Source organism: Shinella sp. M27, assembly GCF_049199905.1.
Taxonomy (GTDB): domain Bacteria; phylum Pseudomonadota; class Alphaproteobacteria; order Rhizobiales; family Rhizobiaceae; genus Shinella.
This window is the reverse complement of record NZ_JBLZPK010000007.1, coordinates 69,308-84,968: the sequence shown is the minus strand read 5'-3', so window position 1 is coordinate 84,968 and position 15,661 is coordinate 69,308. Positions and strand designations below refer to the sequence as shown.

General features: G+C 63.6%; 13 protein-coding genes. 9 read left to right on the top strand and 4 right to left on the bottom strand.

Annotated features, from left to right (window positions below):
- Nucleotides 1-804: HpcH/HpaI aldolase/citrate lyase family protein (locus ACOZK4_RS01575; protein ID WP_421590029.1), on the bottom strand; the 804-nt coding region annotated here is incomplete at its 3' end.
- 106 nt (nt 805-910) lie between these two features.
- On the opposite strand from ACOZK4_RS01575, the gene ACOZK4_RS01570 reads away from it, so the two are divergent.
- The 5 genes from ACOZK4_RS01570 to ACOZK4_RS01550 all read left to right on the top strand — a co-directional run bounded on the left by ACOZK4_RS01570 (nt 911) and on the right by ACOZK4_RS01550 (nt 4,325).
- On the top strand, nt 911-1,165 hold the full coding sequence (locus ACOZK4_RS01570) for a hypothetical protein (protein ID WP_313524086.1): 255 nt from the start codon (nt 911-913) through the stop codon (nt 1,163-1,165).
- 150 nt (nt 1,166-1,315) lie between these two features.
- Nucleotides 1,316-1,921, top strand: a complete 606-nt coding sequence (gene leuD, locus ACOZK4_RS01565; protein WP_421590028.1) for a 3-isopropylmalate dehydratase small subunit — start codon at nt 1,316-1,318, stop codon at nt 1,919-1,921.
- 4 nt (nt 1,922-1,925) lie between these two features.
- Nucleotides 1,926-2,306 (top strand): RidA family protein, encoded by a 381-nt coding sequence (locus ACOZK4_RS01560; RefSeq protein WP_421590027.1) that lies wholly within the window; start codon nt 1,926-1,928, stop codon nt 2,304-2,306.
- A gap of 96 nt (nt 2,307-2,402) precedes the next feature.
- The gene (gene leuB, locus ACOZK4_RS01555) at nt 2,403-3,512 is read left to right on the top strand and encodes a 3-isopropylmalate dehydrogenase (protein ID WP_421590026.1); all 1,110 of its coding nucleotides are present in this window, start codon (nt 2,403-2,405) and stop codon (nt 3,510-3,512) included.
- Between the two features lie 120 nt (nt 3,513-3,632).
- A complete protein-coding gene (locus ACOZK4_RS01550; RefSeq protein WP_421590025.1) occupies nt 3,633-4,325 on the top strand; it encodes a phosphatase PAP2 family protein in 693 nt (230 codons plus the stop codon).
- 64 nt (nt 4,326-4,389) lie between these two features.
- On the opposite strand, the gene ACOZK4_RS01545 is transcribed toward ACOZK4_RS01550, so the two are convergent.
- Nucleotides 4,390-6,279, bottom strand: coding sequence for an MFS transporter (locus tag ACOZK4_RS01545; RefSeq protein ID WP_421590024.1), 1,890 nt, complete (start codon nt 6,277-6,279; stop codon nt 4,390-4,392).
- Between the two features lie 182 nt (nt 6,280-6,461).
- On the opposite strand from ACOZK4_RS01545, the gene ACOZK4_RS01540 reads away from it, so the two are divergent.
- The 3 genes from ACOZK4_RS01540 (at nt 6,462) to ACOZK4_RS01530 (ending at nt 8,840) form a co-directional block, all read left to right on the top strand.
- The gene (locus ACOZK4_RS01540; protein WP_421590023.1) at nt 6,462-6,659 is read left to right on the top strand and encodes a hypothetical protein; all 198 of its coding nucleotides are present in this window, start codon (nt 6,462-6,464) and stop codon (nt 6,657-6,659) included.
- 112 nt (nt 6,660-6,771) lie between these two features.
- Nucleotides 6,772-7,806: an aspartate-semialdehyde dehydrogenase gene (locus ACOZK4_RS01535; protein WP_313524069.1), complete on the top strand. Its 1,035-nt coding sequence runs from the start codon at nt 6,772-6,774 to the stop codon at nt 7,804-7,806.
- Between the two features lie 212 nt (nt 7,807-8,018).
- Nucleotides 8,019-8,840 carry a lytic murein transglycosylase gene (locus tag ACOZK4_RS01530; RefSeq protein WP_421590022.1) on the top strand — a complete coding sequence of 274 codons (822 nt, stop codon included), beginning with the start codon at nt 8,019-8,021 and terminating at the stop codon, nt 8,838-8,840.
- A gap of 77 nt (nt 8,841-8,917) precedes the next feature.
- On the opposite strand, the gene ACOZK4_RS01525 is transcribed toward ACOZK4_RS01530, so the two are convergent.
- Together ACOZK4_RS01525 and pdxY are read right to left on the bottom strand one after the other, a co-directional pair.
- Nucleotides 8,918-9,559 carry a carbonic anhydrase gene (locus ACOZK4_RS01525; RefSeq protein WP_313524063.1) on the bottom strand — a complete coding sequence of 214 codons (642 nt, stop codon included), beginning with the start codon at nt 9,557-9,559 and terminating at the stop codon, nt 8,918-8,920.
- Nucleotides 9,560-9,645: 86 nt separating this feature from the next.
- Nucleotides 9,646-10,521 (bottom strand): pyridoxal kinase PdxY, encoded by an 876-nt coding sequence (gene pdxY, locus ACOZK4_RS01520; RefSeq protein ID WP_421590021.1) that lies wholly within the window; start codon nt 10,519-10,521, stop codon nt 9,646-9,648.
- A 275-nt stretch (nt 10,522-10,796) separates the two neighbouring features.
- Between pdxY and ACOZK4_RS01515 the strand changes: the two genes are divergently transcribed.
- Nucleotides 10,797-15,578: an NAD-glutamate dehydrogenase gene (locus ACOZK4_RS01515; RefSeq protein ID WP_421590020.1), complete on the top strand. Its 4,782-nt coding sequence runs from the start codon at nt 10,797-10,799 to the stop codon at nt 15,576-15,578.
- Nucleotides 15,579-15,661 lie beyond the last annotated feature (83 nt).

Here is a 15,661-nt window from a genome sequence, read left to right as displayed (position 1 = left end):
GTCGGGTGCGGCGAAGGCCGCGACGATCGCCAGCGCTTCGGCAGCCTCGGCCTCCGTGACGCCATAGGCCGCATTGGCCGTGGCGATCTGCGCCGGATGGATCAGCATCTTGCCGTCGAAACCCATCTGCCGGCCCTGGCGGCATTCGGCCTCAAGACCGTCGGCATCCGCAAAATCGTTGAAGACGGCGTCGATAACATCGAGCCCGTAGGCGCGCGCAGCGACGACCACCTGAAGCAGCAGCGGCGTGAGATAGGGGCGGCCGGCAATATCGGCAATGCCGGTTTCCTTGCGCAGGTCGTTGAGACCGACGACGAGACAATCTAGCCTTCCGCCCTCCGTGCGGCCCGTCTCGGCGATGGCGGCGAGGTTGAGAAGACCCGCGGCCGTCTCGATCATCGCCCAGAGCCGCGGCCCCCAGTCCCGGTCGTCATCGGCACCGGCTTCGGACAGCCAGTCCGCGACGGTCAAGATATCCTGTGGTTCGGAGACCTTCGGCAGCACCACGGCGTCGGGCATGCAGTCCAGCACCGCTTCGAGGTCGAGCACGCCATCCGGCCCGTCAAGCGGGTTGATGCGGATGACATGTTCGCGACCGGTGGACCGTTCGAGCGTGGCGAAATGCGCGATCAGCGCCGCGCGCGCCTCCGCCTTCTTCTCCGGTAGAACGGAATCTTCGAGATCGAAGAGAACGACATCGCAATCGAGCGTTACGGACTTGGCAAGCGCCCTGGCATTGATGGCGGGAACGCTCAGCACCGAGCGGCGCAGGCGAAGCGGATGGTGGTGCGGGGTCCTGTTCATGCGCTCTTTGTGCCGCGCTTTGCCGCAGCCGGCAAGCGCCCGAAGATTCGGCCTTGCAATGAACAAAATCGGTCCCCACATTGCTCTTTGCAGAAAGGGCAAATCAATGCAGCGTATCCGCTCCATCCTCTTCACCGTCTTCGCCATGCTGGTCGCCGGCGCAACCGTCGTGTTCGCCGCCTCGATCGGCCTTGCCATCGCCGGCATCGTCGCCGTGCTGATGCTTGGCTCCATGCTGGCGGGCAAGCTCCAGCCGGCACCGGTCCGCGCCACGGCGCGCGCCCGCAACGACCGCGCGGCCCCCGGCCAGCGCGAGCCGCGTATCTGGAACGACGGCCGCGGGACGATCATCGACCTCTAAGCGAGGTCTCTTCCGAATAAGGATATCCGGGCGCCTCCTTGCGCCCGGCGGCGGCGTTTGCGGCCCCTGATCAAGATTTCCCTTCAAATTCCAGGAAAACTGATCTAAACGCTTGGCAAAATCACACCACCGTATTTCGAGGGTTTCCGCATGGACAAGTTCGTCAAGCTGACCGGCGTCGCCGCGCCGCTCCCCGTCGTCAATATCGACACGGACATGATCATTCCCAAGGATTACCTGAAGACGATCAAGCGCACCGGCCTCGGCACCGGCCTCTTCGCCGAAGCGCGCTACCATGAAGACGGCAGCGTCAACGAAGATTTCGTGCTGAACAAGCCCGCCTACCAGAACGCCACGATCCTGGTCGCCGGCGACAATTTCGGCTGCGGCTCGTCGCGTGAGCACGCGCCGTGGGCGCTGCTCGACTTTGGCATCCGCTGCGTCATCTCGACGAGCTTCGCCGACATCTTCTACAACAACTGTTTCAAGAACGGCATCCTGCCGATCGTCGTCAGCCAGGACGATCTCGACAAGCTGATGGACGATGCCAGCCGCGGCTCCAACGCCATCCTGACCGTCGACCTGGAAGCCCAGGAAATCACCGGTCCCGACGGCGGCCGCATCGGCTTCGAGATTGACGCCTTCCGCCGCCATTGCCTGCTGAACGGCCTCGACGACATCGGCCTGACGCTGGAAAAGGCGACCGCGATCGACAGCTTCGAGAAGCAGAACGCCTCGTCGCGTCCCTGGGCCTGATCCCGTGCGCCGGCTGATTTCGTCCGGCTCTCCTTTCGAAGCGACGGCGGGCTATTCGCGCGCCGTCGTTTCCGGCGACTGGTGCTTCGTCTCCGGCACGACCGGCTACGACTACGCCACCATGACCATGCCCGACAGCGTCGAGGATCAGACGCGCAACTGTCTTGCCACCATCGGCAAGGTTCTGACGGAAGCCGGCTTTTCCTTTAACGACGTCGTGCGCTGCCACTATTACGTGACCGAGGCCGCCTTCGCCGACCGCGTCTTCCCGATCCTCGGCGAAGCCTTCGGCACGATACGCCCCGCCGCCACGATGGTCGTCTGCGATCTTATCCGGCCGGAAATGCGCATCGAAATCGAGGTCACCGCGCTTCGGAAGAGCTGAATCGTCAGCGCAAAAATCTTTCGTTTCGGCGATTTTCCTTGAACGGAAGTTGCGCTAAGAAGCGCGCGACCCATTCGTGACATCAAGGAAAATCCCATGACAGCGCGCAACCTCCTCCTCCTGCCCGGCGACGGCATCGGCCCGGAAGCCATGGCGGAAGTCCGCAAGATCATCGCCTATATGAACGCCGAGCTCAGCGCAGGTTTTGAGACCGACGAAGGCCTCGTCGGCGGCTCGGCCTATGACGCCCATGGCGTGGCGATCTCGGAAGGCGACATGGAGAAGGCGCTGGCCGCCGACGCCGTGCTGTTCGGCGCCGTCGGCGGCCCGAAATGGGATGCCGTTCCCTACGAGGTGCGCCCGGAAGCCGGCCTGCTGCGCCTGCGCAAGGACCTGAAGCTGTTTGCGAACCTGCGCCCGGCGATTTGCTACCCGGCGCTCGCCAACGCGTCCTCGCTGAAGCCGGAACTCGTCGAAGGTCTCGACATCCTCATCGTGCGCGAACTGACCGGCGGCGTTTACTTCGGCGAGCCGAAGGAAATCATCGATCTCGGCAACGGCCAGAAGCGCGGCATCGACACGCAGGTCTATGACACCTACGAGATCGAGCGCATCGCCGGTGTGGCCTTCGAACTGGCCCGCACGCGCGGCAACCGCGTCTGCTCGATGGAAAAGCGCAACGTCATGAAATCCGGCGTGCTCTGGAACCAGGTGGTGACGGAAACGCACAAGCGGAGCTATTCCGACGTCCAGCTGGAACACATGCTGGCCGACGCCGGCGGCATGCAACTCGTACGCGCGCCAAAACAGTTCGACGTCATCGTGACGGACAACCTGTTCGGCGACATGCTTTCCGACGTCGCCGCCATGCTAACCGGCTCGCTCGGCATGCTGCCGTCCGCCTCGCTCGGCGCACCGGACGCCAAGGGCCAGCGCAAGGCGCTCTATGAGCCCGTGCACGGCTCGGCACCCGACATCGCCGGCAAGGGCATCGCCAACCCGATCGCCATGATCGCCTCCTTCGCCATGTGCCTGCGCTACTCGTTCAACATGGTCGCGGAAGCCGACAACCTCGAGAAGGCGATCGCCGACGTGCTCGACAGCGGCATCCGCACCGGCGACATCATGTCGGAAGGCAGCCGGCAGGTCGGCACGACCGAAATGGGCGACGCCATCCTCGCGGCGTTCAAGACACTCTCGGCCTGAGCCGAAACCTATCGCTGAAAGGCTCCCGGCGCTCAGTGCCAGGAGCCTTTTTCGTTTTCATCCCTTGAAAAGCCGCGTTGCGCCAGCACATGGAAGCGACGCCATTTGCAAGGGATGCCCATGAACCGATCGCTCGCGACCTCCTCGCTCTGGATCCTCGCCGCCACCGCCGTGCTCGTCCTGACGCTTCTTCCCTTCGATCCCGCCATTTCGCAACGCGCCCAGGGGCTTCCCGGCACAATCATCGCCTTCAACCAGCGCATCACCGATTTCGGCACCTTCAGCTGGATGATCTACGGCTCCGGCTTTCTCGTCATCCTCGCTTACGTCGCGCACCGGATCAGCCGCAACGAGACGCTGACCGGCAAAACGCGGACTGCGTGGCGGCTGCCGCTCTATTTTTTCGTGACGACAGGCGCGACCACCACACTCGTGCATCTGGTCAAATTGCTCGTCGGCCGGGCGCGGCCCGAATTGTTTGCCGATCATGGCGCCTACAGCCTGACGCCCTTCGCCTATGACGACCTCTATTCCAGCTTTCCCTCAGGCCATTCGGCGGCCGTGGGGGCATTTTTCGGCGCGTTTTCCATGCTCGTGCCGCGGCTTCGGCCGCTCTTCCTGCTCGGTGCGCTGGCGATCGGTCTATCGCGCGTCATCGTCGGCGCGCATTACCCGAGCGACGTCGCCGCCGGCCTGCTGCTCGGCCTCTGGACGGCAATCGCCACCGCCTTCGTCTTCGCCCGCAGGGACTGGCTCTTCCGCTTCGACTCGCGCGGCTGGCCCTTGCCGAAATCCATGCTGCCAAAGCCCTGAAACGAAGAACCCGGCCCGTGTTGCCACGCGCCGGGTCCGCCAAGGATTGTTCGGAAGGGGGAGATCAATCCATGGCGTGGATGTCGCGGTCCTTCGTTTCCGGCAGGAAGAGAAGACCGATGACCAGCGTGATGCCTGCAAAGACGATAGGGTACCACAGGCCGTAGTAGATATCGCCCTGGGCAGCGCTCATCGCGAAGGCCATTGCCGGCAAAAGACCGCCGAACCAGCCGTTGCCGATATGATAGGGCAGCGACATGCCGGTGTAGCGGATGCGGGTCGGGAACAGTTCGACCAAGAGCGCGGCGATCGGGCCGTAGACCATCGTGACATAGATCACGAGCACGGTCAGCACGGCGATGATCGTGATCCAGTTCACCTGGGCCGGATCGGCGACCATGGTATAGGCACCACCGCCGGCAATCGAATAGACGGCCATGTCGGTGACACCGGCGGCTTCCTCGGCCGTCAGCAGCTTGCCGGAGACGAGATCGGCGGCAGGCGTGCTGGCCTTTTCACCGGCGCGGATGGCCGCTGCATCGAGCTTCAGCTCCGGGTTGGCGGCAACGAAGGCGTCGAGCTTCGCATCCGGCACCTTTGCGACGCCACGGACCAGCGGGTAGCCGGCATCGTGCAGCGCCATGTTGGTCTGCTTCTGGAAGGCACCGTCGAGCGCCTTGGCCTGATCACCGGCAGCAACGGCGTCGTAGCTGTTGATCGTCTGCTCGCCGATCTTCACCGTCGCCGCCGTGCCGGCCGCCGCCGTGGTGACGACGTCATAGGGCACGGAGTTGCGGGTCAGGAACGAGGTCGCGATATCGCACGAGGTGGTGAACTTCGCCGTGCCCGTCGGGTTGAACTGGAACTTGCAGTCGCCGGGGGCTGCGGTGACGGTCGCGCGGACCGTGTCCTGTGCCGTGGCGAGTGCCGGATTGCCGGCCCAGGTCAGCGCCTTGAACAGCGGGAAGTAGGTGAGCATGGCAAGCAGCAGGCCGGCCATGATGATCGGCTTGCGGCCGATCTTGTCCGACAGCCAGCCGAAGAAGACGAAGAAGCCGGTGCCGATCAGGAGCGAGCAGGCGACCATGATATTGGCCGACTGGCCATCGACCTTCAGCACGCCCGTCAGGAAGAACAGCGCGTAGAACTGGCCGGAATACCAGACGACGGCCTGGCCGACGACGGCGCCGAACAGCGCGAGCAACGCGATCTTTGCATTGCGCCACTGGCCGAAGGCTTCCGTCAGCGGTGCCTTGGAGCCCTTGCCCTCTTCCTTCATCTTCGCGAAGGCCGGCGATTCGTTCATCTTGAGACGGATCCAGACGGAAACGCCGAGCAGGACGACGGAGACGAGGAACGGAATGCGCCAGCCCCAGGCGGCAAAGGCTTCCTTGCCGAGAATGAACTGCACCGCGAGGATGACCACCAGCGACAGGAACAAGCCGAGCGTCGCCGTCGTCTGGATCCAAGAGGTGAAATAGCCGCGCTTGCCATCAGGTGCATGCTCGGCGACATAGGTCGCGGCACCGCCGTATTCACCGCCGAGCGCCAGGCCCTGGAGCATGCGCAGCAGGATCAGGATGATCGGAGCCGCAATGCCGATGGTGGCGGCACCGGGCAGGAGGCCGACGACGAAGGTCGAAAAGCCCATGATGAGGATGGTGACGAGGAAGGTGTATTTGCGGCCGACGAGGTCGCCGAGGCGGCCGAATACCAGCGCGCCGAACGGGCGCACCAGGAAGCCGGCGGCAAAAGCCAGAAGCGCGAAGATGTTGCGCGTCGTTTCCGGATACTGGCTGAAGAAGGTGGCGCCGATATAGATCGCCAGCGAACCGTAGAGATAGAAATCGTACCACTCGAAAACGGTGCCGAGAGAAGAGGCGAAGATCACCTTCTTCTGCTCGCCGGTCATGGGCGTCGACTTTGCGGTGCCCACCGTCGAAACATTTGCCATTTGTTTGTCCTCCACAAAAACGGCGTATCGGGGCAGCCCGTATGAGGTCCGGAGTTTCTCCCTAAAAACATCGGACAGGGTGCGCCTGATGGAAGGATGGCAGAAAACGAAACGCCGCATCAGCGCTGCTTTGGGCTTATGACTTTCGGTGTAGGACTTAAGTCGAAGGCAGGGGAGCGGCCGTGATTTATCCGAACCGGCACGCAAGGCTTGACTCTTCGGCAGATGAGCGTATTCAGCACGCACGCAAGGGAACCGCCATGTACCGCTTTGGACAGTCCATCGCCCGCATGATCGCTCCGGCCTTCAACGCCGGACGGGTTCGCTATTGCGTATCGATTTCCAAAACAATGGCCAAAACGACGACGAAAACCGTCTGACGTCTCTGGCCACCGCTCTCTCCCCGGTATGGCCGGGGACAGAAACCCGCGCTCATGGCCGGCGGGTTTCCCTCCAAAACCCGCGGAGAGACAGAGAAAGAGAGCTTTAGTCATGGGTTTCAAGATCGCAGTCGCCGGCGCGACCGGCAATGTCGGCCGGGAAATGCTGAACATCCTTTCCGAGCGTGGTTTCCCGGCTGATGAAGTCGTGGCGCTCGCTTCCAGCCGCTCCCAGGGCACGGAAGTCTCCTTCGGCGACAAGACGCTGAAGGTGCAGAACCTCGAAAACTACGATTTCTCCGACACGGACATCTGCCTGATGTCGGCCGGCGGCACGGTCTCGCAGAAGTATTCGCCGAAGATCGGCGCCCAGGGCTGCGTCGTCATCGACAACTCCTCGGCCTGGCGCTACGACGCCGACGTTCCCTTGATCGTTCCGGAAGTGAACCCCGACGCCATCAGCCTGTTCACCCGCAAGAACATCATCGCCAACCCGAATTGCTCGACCGCCCAGCTCGTCGTCGCGCTGAAGCCGCTGCATGACCGCGCCAAGATCAAGCGCGTCGTCGTCTCGACCTACCAGTCGGTCTCCGGCGCCGGCAAGGAAGGCATGGACGAGCTCTTCCAGCAGACCCGCGCCGTCTTCGTCGCCGATCCGGTCGAATCGAAGAAGTTCACCAAGCGCATCGCCTTCAACGTCATTCCGCACATCGACAGCTTCATGGAAGACGGCTACACGAAGGAAGAGTGGAAGGTTCTCGCCGAGACCAAGAAGATGCTCGACCCGAAGATCAAGGTGACCTGCACGGCGGTGCGCGTCCCGGTCTTCATCGGCCATTCCGAATCCGTCAACATCGAGTTCGAAAACGAGATCACGGCCGACGAAGCGCGCGATATCCTGCGCGAGGCACCGGGTTGCCAGGTCATCGACAAGCACGAGAACGGCGGCTACATCACCCCGTACGAATCGGCCGGTGAAGACGCCACCTACATCTCGCGCATCCGCGAGGACGCGACCGTCGAAAACGGCCTCAACATCTGGGTCGTCTCCGACAACCTGCGCAAGGGTGCCGCCCTCAACGCCATCCAGATCGCGGAACTGCTCGTTGCCCGCGGCCTGATCAAGGCGAAGAAGCAGGCCGCCTGATTTTTTGGGAGGGGTCGCGCATTTCGGTGAAATGTGGCAACGATCCTTTAACCAAGTTTAAATAAAAGTCCCGGTTGTTCCGTTTGAGAACAATCGGGACTTCGCTTTGAACCAAAGGCTTTAAAGCCGAGGCTCACGGCAAGGTGCGATGACAGGAACAGGGGAGCATGCCATGCTCCCGCAGCGGAATTCACGAGATCACGGGGTTTTTCATGGGCATGATCAAGAGCGTGGCCAAGGTGCTGGCCGCAATGATCGCCACGGCGGCGGTACCGGTAGCGGCTCAGGCCGCCAAGTGCGGAAATGATGCAGGCGGTTTTCCGACCTGGGTCGAATCCTTCAAGGAAGAGGCGGCCGGCCGCGGCATCAGCCGTTCGACGCTCGACAAGGCCTTCGCCAATGTCAGCTATGCCCGCGCCACGATCCGCGCCGACCGCGGCCAGAAGAGCTTCAAGCTCTCGCTCGACCAGTTCATGCAGAAGCGCGGCGGCAAGGCTATCATCAGCCGCGGCAAGAGCATGAAGAAGCAGAACGCCGCCCTGTTCGATCGCATCGAAGCCCGCTACGGCGTCCCGGCCGGCCCGCTGATCGCCATCTGGGGCATGGAAACCGGCTTCGGCGGCTTCCTTGGCAAGGAACACACGCTGTCGGCCGTCGCGACGCTCGCCTATGACTGCCGCCGCACGGAATACTTCACCAACCAGCTCTACGCCGCCCTGCAGCTCGTGCAGAACGGCACGCTGAGCACCACGGCGCGCGGTGCAGCCCATGGCGAAATCGGCCAGACGCAGTTCCTGCCGGCCAATGTGCTGAAATACGGCGTCGACGGCGACGGCAACGGCCGCATCGACCTCGTCGGCTCGAAGGCCGATGCACTTGCCTCCACGGCCAACTTCCTGCGCGGCCACGGCTGGAGCGCCGGCGGCGGCTACCAGCCGGGCCAGGGCAATTTCGGCGCCCTGCAGGGCTGGAACGCGGCCAGTGTCTACCAGCGCGCCATCGCCATCATCGGTGCGGAAATCGACGGCGACTGATCGCCGGTCATCGGAATTGAAAAAGCCCGGCTTGGTCTCCCAAGCCGGGCTTTTTGTTGCTGTATCACCTCGAACGCTTAGGCACTCGGACGTTTGAAGTCGCCGGTGGCGGCGTCCATGATCCAGAGCTCGCCGGTCGAGATGTCGAACCAGGAACCATGCAGCTGGATACGGCCCTTCTCCTCGAGAATGCGCACGCAGGGAAACGTCCTGAGATTGGCGATGGAATTGCGGATCGAGACGCGCTCGAGCGCGCGCTGGCGTTCGCCCTGTGTCAGGATTTCCGCACTCTGGATCTGCTCGGCGACGGGCTTCAGCATGCCCATCCACTTACCGATGAAGTCGCCCGGCGACAGCGGCTCGGCATCCGGGTCAAGCGCCGCGGCGATACCGCCACACCGGCCATGGCCCATCACCACGATATCGGTGACTTTCAGCGACTGGACCGCGAATTCCAGTGCTGCCGAGGTCGCGTGGAACTGGCCATCCGGCTCATATGGCGGCACGAGATTGGCGACGTTGCGCACGACGAACAGTTCGCCCGGACCGCTGTCGAAGATCGTCTCCGGTGCCGCGCGAGAATCGCAACAGGCAATGACGAGGGTTTTGGGTTTCTGGCCGGTCTCGGCCAGCGCCCGGTAGCGGGCGGATTGTTCGGCATAGCGGCCGGACATGAAATTGCGATAGCCATTCAGAAGACGATCGGGAAAGCGGTTCATAGGTCGGAATACTCCCGTGATACGATCCACCGGACGAGGCTCCATCCGGTTTCCCGCATAAACCACTCGACGGTGCTGGACGCAAGTCAGGATCGGCGCGGCTGCGCCGGATGAACGAGACGGCGCATGTGCACCATGGCCATAGGTGTGGAAATGCTGGAGGCATCCTGCTCCAGCGTCAGCTCGTCCGCGCCGCGCTTGGCGGTGCGCGCCACGATCTCGAAGACGCTCGCCGTGGCCAGCATCAGCGCCCGCTCCTCGGGCAGGTTTTCCATCAGCCGCGACAGGAAGACGGCGGCGAGCAGGTCGCCGGTGCCGTTCGGCGGATTGTCCACCAGCCGGTGCTCGGCCAAAAGCGCACTGCGTCCCGACAAAAACAGATTGCCCGTGCTGCCCGCCATCAGCGGCAGCGAGGAGGTGACGAGCATGCGCGCCGGACCGAGCGAAAGCGCGGCCTCCACGATCGCGTTGTTGGTCTCCAGCGGCGCCCCCGCGAGCCAGGCGAGCTCGAAGCGGTTCGGTGTGGCGATCGATGCGAGCGGGAGCAGGCTGTCGCGAATTGCCACCGCCGTCTCCTCCGGCACGTAAAGCCCGCGCTCGTCGCCGCAGACGGGATCGCACATATAGAGAAGCTCGGGATTGTCCGCGCGCAGGCTTGTCACCAGCCGCGCGACGGACCGTGCCTGGGCCGCGCTGCCAAGATAACCCGACAGCACCGCCTTCACCTCGCCACGCCACGGCGCGCCGATAAGGTCGGAAATGATCGCGTCGAAATCTTCATCCGATATCGCGACCCGCGTGGCGCGGCCATGACCGGGGTGCCAGGGCAGGATGACCGTCGGCAGGGCCCAGACCGGGTGCCCCAGCGTTTCGAGCGCGAAGACGGCCGCCCGGTTGCCCACCGTGCCGCGCACCACATGGCTCGAAATGACGATGACGGTGCCCTTGTCGCTCTCGCTCATAGCCGGCTTCCTTCGTTTCGTCCGAGTGATGGCAAGGGGGTCAGGACCTGTCAACGGTCACGCCGCATTTGGCGCCTTACCGCAGAGCGGCATAAACGGAGTTCGGCCGGTTTTTGGCTGCTTTTCGACGAAAAGCACGAATTTGGCGACGAAACGACAGCAAAACTGACCTATCTCGGACAAAATCGATTGAATTTTCTCGCAAATGCACAAATTTCGTCGCGTGTATTTTTTCTTCTGCTAACGTCCGGCCATCGGATTCGAGGGAGAATTCCATGGGTGCCCGGACTAACGTGAAACGAGAAAAACACATCGAGGCCGCAAAGGCTGCAGCCGCCGCTCTCGGCGCAAAAACACTCAACCCCGACATCCTCTTCGGGCGTGCCAGCAAGGACGATCTGGAGCACTATACCGGCCCGATGCTTGCCGCCGCCGCCGCGCATGCCATGGCGGAAATCGAGGCCTGGGACGGCAGTGAACCACGCGTCACCGTCACCACGCTTGCCGACGTCAAGCCGCAGGGCCAGCCGGTCTCCGTCCTCTCCGTCACCGACCGCAACCAGCCGTTCCTCTATGATTCGGTCATGGGCGAGGTGACGAGCACACACCGCGATATCCATCTCGCGATCCATCCGATCCTCGTCGTCAGCCAGGATGAAGCGCCGAAACTCTTCTCGCCGGACGAGGAGAGCGAGCCGACGCAGCGCGTCAGCCATATCGAAATCCATCTTTCCGAACTCCTGCCCGCCGAAGCGGCCAATCTGGCTGAGCGCGTCAAAAACGTGCTGAACCAGGTGCATCTGGCCGTCGACGACTGGCCCGCCATGCTGGAAAAGCTCAACGGCGCCACCGCCGACATGGAGCGCTACGCCAAGGACAAGCCCGGCAAGGGCGAGGCACTCGCCTTCCTCGACTGGCTGCGCGGCAACAATTTCACCTTCCTCGGCATGCGGGAATATTCCTATTCCGGCAAGGGCGAACAGGCGACCGTGGAACGCGGCGACGAAGGCCTCGGCATTCTCTCCGACCCGGATGTGCGCGTGCTGCGGCTGGGCAAGGACGCCGTGACGACGACGCCGGAAATCCTGGAATTCCTCGAAGGCCCGGATTTCCTGATCGTCACCAAGGCGAATGTGAAATCCGTCGTGCACCGCCGCGCCTATATGGATTATATCGGCCTCAAGCGCTTCGACGAGAAGGGCAAGGTGATCGGTGAACTGCGCATCGTCGGCCTCTTCACCTCCACGGCTTACACACATGCCGCCGGGCAGATTCCGCTGCTCCGCTCCAAGGTCGAGGCGGTCATCGATCATTTCGGTTACGACCCGAAGAGCCATTCCGGCAAGATGCTGATCAACACGCTGGAATCCTATCCGCGTGACGACCTCTTCCAGATCGATCCCGGCCTGCTCGCCACCTTCTCGGAACAGATCAACGAACTTTCCGACCGGCCGCGCATCCGTGTGCTGCCGCGCATCGACCGTTTCGACCGCTTCGTTTCCGTCATCGTCTACGTACCGCGCGAACAGTACGATTCCGATGTGCGCGAAAAGATCGGTACCTATCTGAAGTCGGCTTACGATGGCCGCGTCTCGGCCTATTACCCGGCTTTCCCAGAGGGTGGCCTTGCGCGCGTGCACTTCATCATCGGCCGCTCCGGCGGCAAGACACCGCGCATTGCGCAGAACAAGCTGGAACAGGCGGTGCGCGAGATCGCCACGCGCTGGAGCGACCGCTTCGAGGCGCTCTCCAGCGCCGACGGCCTGCGCCTCGCCACCGATCCCGGCTATCAGGAAAACTTCACGCCGGCCGAAGCCAATGCCGACCTCGCCCTCATTTCGACGGCGACCTCGGAAAGCCCGATCCGCATCTCCTTCTACCGCAAGGCCTGGAACACTGACCTCACCTCGGTCGAGCTGAAGATTTTCCATGCCGACGAGCCCGTCTCGCTGTCGCGCCGCGTGCCGCTGCTCGAAAATCTCGGCTTCAACGTCATCAGCGAGCAGACGCACGACCTGACGCTGACGACTTTCGACGGCCATGAGCGCCGCGTCATCCTGCATGACATGGAGCTGAAGCAGCGCGACGGCCTGGAAATCAACCTCGCCAAGCTGAGCCCCATGCTGGAGGAAGCCTTCCTGGCGGCATGGCACGGCGAGGTGGACGACGACGCGCTGAACCGCCTCGTTCTGACCGGCGGCCTCTCGGCCCGCGAGATCATGGCGCTGCGCACCTATTCGCGTTATCTGCGCCAGACCGGCATCGCCTATTCGCAGGGCTATATCGCCGATACGCTGAACAAGTATCCAGCGATCGCCGCCAATCTCTTCCGCCTGTTCGAAACCCGCCTCGACCCCAAGCTCACCGAGCGCCAGCGCGAGAAGAAGTCCGGCGACGTCTCCACCGCAATCGAAGAAGCCTTGGCCAACGTGCCGAGCCTAGACGAGGACCGGATCCTGCGCCGCTACGTCAACGCCATCCTGGCGACGCTGCGCACCAACTATTTCCAACACGATGCCGACGGCAAGCCGCGCAAGACCTTCGCGATCAAGCTCGATCCCAAGGCCCTCGACGGCCTGCCGGAACCGCGCCCGTTCCGCGAAATCTTCGTCTATGGCGCGGAAGTCGAGGGCGTGCACCTGCGCTTCGGCAAGGTCGCCCGCGGCGGCCTGCGCTGGTCGGACCGCGCCCAGGACTACCGCACGGAAGTGCTGGGCCTCGTGAAGGCGCAGCAGGTCAAGAACTCGGTCATCGTGCCGGTCGGCGCCAAGGGCGGCTTCTATCCGAAGCAGCTTCCCGTCGGCGGCAGCCGCGACGCCGTCTTCAAGGCCGGCACCGAGGCCTATAAAACCTATATCCGCACGCTGCTGTCGGTCACCGACAACATCGTCGGCCAGGACGTCGTGCCGCCGGCCGATACGGTGCGCATCGACGGTGACGACCCCTATTTCGTCGTCGCCGCCGACAAGGGCACCGCGACCTTCTCCGATACGGCCAACGGTCTGGCGCAGGAAGCCGGCTTCTGGCTCGACGACGCTTTTGCGTCCGGTGGCTCGGCCGGTTACGACCACAAGAAGATGGGCATCACCGCCCGCGGCGCCTGGGAAACCGTCAAGCGCCACTTCCGCGAGATGAACATCGACATCCAGAAGACGCCGTTTACGGTCGCCGGCGTCGGCGACATGTCGGGCGACGTCTTCGGCAACGGCATGCTGCTGTCGCGTAAGATCAAGCTCGTCGCGGCCTTCGACCACCGCGATATCTTCATCGATCCGTCGCCGGATACCGATACGTCCTTCGCCGAGCGCCGCCGCATGTTCAACCTGCCGCGCTCGAGCTGGCAGGATTATGATCGCTCCGTGCTCTCCAAGGGTGCGATGATCATCCCGCGCACGGAGAAATCCGTAACGCTGACGCCGGAGGCACAAGCCGTCATCGGCCTCGACAAGGCCAAGGCCACCCCGTTCGAGATCATGACGGCGATCCTGAAGGCGCCGGTCGATCTGATGTGGTTCGGCGGCATCGGCACCTATATCCGCGGCCAGAACGAGACGGACGCCGAAGTCGGCGACCGCGCCAACGACCCGATCCGCATCGTCGGCGAGGATGTTCGCGCCAAGGTGATCGGCGAAGGCGCCAATCTAGGGGTCACCCAGCGCGGCCGTATCGCCTTCGGTCTCAAGGGCGGCCGCAGCAACTCGGATGCCATCGACAACTCGGCCGGCGTGAACTCGTCGGACGTCGAGGTCAACATCAAGATCGCGCTCGCCTCTGCTATGCGCGACGAGCGGCTGACGCGCGCCAAGCGCAACGTGCTGCTCGCCTCGATGACCGACGAAGTCGGCCATCTCGTGCTGCGCAACAACTACCTGCAATCGCTGGCGATCTCGCTGATCGAGAAGCAGGGCACCGCCAACCGCGCGCCGCTCACCCGCCTGATGGACCGCTTCGAGGCCGCAGGCCTGCTCAACCGCAAGGTCGAGACGCTCCCCGACGACCGCACCCTTGCCGAACGCTACCAGGCCGGCAAGCCGCTGACGCGGCCGGAGATCGGCGTGCTGCTCTCCTATGCCAAGCTCGTACTGTTCGACGAGATCGTTCATACCGATCTGCCGGACGAGCCCTATTTCGAGCCGACTTTGACCGGTTATTTCCCGGCGAAGATGCAGAAGGCCTATGCGGACGATATCCGCTCACATCGCCTGCGCCGCGAGATCATCGCGACGATCCTCGCCAACGAGGTGATCAACCGCGGCGGCCCGGCCTTCATCAATGGCCTGACCGACGGCACCGGCTTCGGCCCGGCGGATGCGGTGAAGGCAGCGGTAATCGCCCGCGATGGTTACGGTCTCACCGCGCTCTATGCCGGCGTCGATGCGCTGGACAATCAGGTCGCCGGTACCTTGCAGAACGAGCTCTACGAAGAGATCGGCCGCATCTATGCCAATGTGACCAGCCTGCTTCTGACCACCGGCGCCGTCTCCGGCCCGCTGGACCAGGCGGTGCACAAGCTCAAGCAGGCGCTGAAGCAGCTGCGTCCGCAGCTCTCCACGCTGGTTTCGGATGCCGCCGGCGACGAGGCGCGCCGCAAGGCCCATGCCTATGAGGACGAGGGCGTTCCCGCCGAGCTTGCGGAGGAAATCGCGACCCTCTCCATGCTCACCTTCGTGCCCGAGGTCATGCTGATCGCCAACGCGACGGGTGATTCGCTCGCCAAGACGGCGCAGACCTTCGCCGGCATCAGCGCGACGCTGAATATCGGCCGTCTGCTCTCGTCGGCAAGCCGCATCCCGACCGGCGATCTCTACGAGGCGCTCGCCCTCCAGCGCAGCCTCACCGACATCGCCAATGCCCGCCGTGACCTCGCCACCGTGGTGCTGACGCGCCACAAGGGCGACAAGGCGCCGCTCGCCGCCTGGCAGCAGGGCGACAAGGAACGGCTCGCCCGCGTTACTGCGAACCTCTCGGCGCTGACGGAAGCCGGCGAAGCAACGCTGGCCAAGGTCTCGGTCGCTGCGGGCATCCTGAGCGACCTTGCGCAGGAAAGAGTGAAATGACACAGTCCCCTGCCGGGCTGACGGAGCAAGTTAGCCGGCTTGAGGACGGGCGCGGTCATCGCCCCGACACCATAGGGGAGGGG

Bases quoted from the DNA above. Each gene is read 5' to 3' on its own strand.
- ACOZK4_RS01570 (WP_313524086.1), top strand. From the start codon at position 911: ATGCAGCGTATCCGCTCCATCCTCTTCACCGTCTTCGCCATGCTGGTC.
- leuD (WP_421590028.1), top strand. From the start codon at position 1,316: ATGGACAAGTTCGTCAAGCTGACCGGCGTCGCCGCGCCGCTCCCCGTC.
- leuB (WP_421590026.1), top strand. From the start codon at position 2,403: ATGACAGCGCGCAACCTCCTCCTCCTGCCCGGCGACGGCATCGGCCCG.
- ACOZK4_RS01550 (WP_421590025.1), top strand. From the start codon at position 3,633: ATGAACCGATCGCTCGCGACCTCCTCGCTCTGGATCCTCGCCGCCACC.
- ACOZK4_RS01545 (WP_421590024.1), bottom strand. From the start codon at position 6,279: ATGGCAAATGTTTCGACGGTGGGCACCGCAAAGTCGACGCCCATGACC.
- ACOZK4_RS01535 (WP_313524069.1), top strand. From the start codon at position 6,772: ATGGGTTTCAAGATCGCAGTCGCCGGCGCGACCGGCAATGTCGGCCGG.
- ACOZK4_RS01530 (WP_421590022.1), top strand. From the start codon at position 8,019: ATGGGCATGATCAAGAGCGTGGCCAAGGTGCTGGCCGCAATGATCGCC.
- ACOZK4_RS01525 (WP_313524063.1), bottom strand. From the start codon at position 9,559: ATGAACCGCTTTCCCGATCGTCTTCTGAATGGCTATCGCAATTTCATG.
- pdxY (WP_421590021.1), bottom strand. From the start codon at position 10,521: ATGAGCGAGAGCGACAAGGGCACCGTCATCGTCATTTCGAGCCATGTG.
- ACOZK4_RS01515 (WP_421590020.1), top strand. From the start codon at position 10,797: ATGGGTGCCCGGACTAACGTGAAACGAGAAAAACACATCGAGGCCGCA.